The following is a 265-nucleotide window of genomic DNA, read 5'->3' on the forward strand; positions in this document are numbered from 1 at the left end:
GTGACCGTATACGAAGCGCTGACCACGTCGGGCAAGGCCGAAGACGTCGGCGGGCTCGCCTACCTGAACGCACTCGCGCAGAACACGCCTAGCGCCGCGAACATCCGGCGCTACGCGGAAATCGTGCGCGACCGCGCGGTGCTGCGCCGGCTCGTGTCGGTCGCCGACGAAATCTCGGCCGACGCATTCAATCCGCAGGGCAAGGAAGTCCGCCAGCTGCTCGACGAGGCCGAGTCGAAGGTGTTCTCGATCGCCGAAGAGGGCG

General features: G+C 67.2%; 1 protein-coding gene. It reads left to right on the forward strand.

The window, feature by feature from the left end:
• Nucleotides 1-265, forward strand: a 265-nt coding sequence (locus tag SB816_RS32350) for a DnaB-like helicase N-terminal domain-containing protein (RefSeq protein ID WP_410548290.1), incomplete at both ends; no start/stop codon positions are given.

The sequence above is a fragment of the Achromobacter sp. SIMBA_011 genome (assembly GCF_046535435.1).
Lineage (GTDB): Bacteria > Pseudomonadota > Gammaproteobacteria > Burkholderiales > Burkholderiaceae_B > Achromobacter > Achromobacter dolens.